This window comes from Streptomyces sp. NH27 (assembly GCF_056859195.1).
In genome coordinates this window covers 1-1,126 of sequence record NZ_JACEGK010000975.1, presented here as the reverse complement: position 1 = coordinate 1,126, position 1,126 = coordinate 1, and the positions used below count along the sequence as shown (strand labels likewise).

Below are 1,126 nucleotides of genomic sequence, written 5' to 3'. Positions count from 1 at the left end.
TCACCCCTAACCACAGGTCATCCCCCAGGTTTTCAACCCTGGTGGGTTCGGTCCTCCACACGGTCTTACCCGCGCTTCAACCTGCCCATGGCTAGATCACTCCGCTTCGGGTCTTGAGCGTGCTACTGAAACGCCCTATTCGGACTCGCTTTCGCTACGGCTCCCCCACACGGGTTAACCTCGCAACACACCGCAAACTCGCAGGCTCATTCTTCAAAAGGCACGCAGTCACGAGATGCCGAGCAAGCTCGACATCCGACGCTCCCACGGCTTGTAGGCACACGGTTTCAGGTACTATTTCACTCCGCTCCCGCGGTACTTTTCACCATTCCCTCACGGTACTATCCGCTATCGGTCACCAGGGAATATTTAGGCTTAACGGGTGGTCCCGCCAGATTCACACAGGATTTCTCGGGCCCTGTGCTACTTGGGTGATCTCCAAGAGAGCCGTACAGATTTCAGCTACGGGGGTCTTACCCTCTACGCCGGACCTTTCGCATGTCCTTCGCCTACCCATACGGTTTCTGACTCTCCGACCGGCCGGCAGACCGATCAAGGAAACTCCCACAACCCCGCACACGCAACCCCTGCCGGGTATCACACGTCTACGGTTTGGCCTCATCCGGTTTCGCTCGCCACTACTCCCGGAATCACGGTTGTTTTCTCTTCCTGCGGGTACTGAGATGTTTCACTTCCCCGCGTTCCCTCCACATGCCCTATGTGTTCAGGCATGGGTGACAGCCCATGACGACTGCCGGGTTTCCCCATTCGGACACCCCCGGATCAAAGCTTGGTTGACAGCTCCCCGGGGCCTATCGTGGCCTCCCACGTCCTTCATCGGTTCCTGGTGCCAAGGCATCCACCGTGCGCCCTTAAAAACTTGGCCACAGATGCTCGCGTCCACTATGCAGTTCTCAAACAACCAACACTCAAGGAAACAGCACAGCCATTCCCTGAGAACCCAACAGCGTGCCCGACCCGATCATCCGCCATGCCACCTTCCACGCCGAAGCAGTACTAGTGACTCACATCTGATCGTGCCGAATAGTCAACGTTCCACCCATGAGCAACCAGCACCGAACACTCGCCGATGAACTGGCCTCTGACCGCCGAAACGGTAAGAAGT

The 1,126-nt window shown here is 57.5% G+C and carries 1 rRNA gene; it reads right to left on the bottom strand.

The window, feature by feature from the left end:
- Positions 1–886: ribosomal RNA gene (locus tag AC13HU_RS37500) — 23S ribosomal RNA — on the bottom strand; the annotation flags it as partial.
- Positions 887–1,126 lie beyond the last annotated feature (240 nt).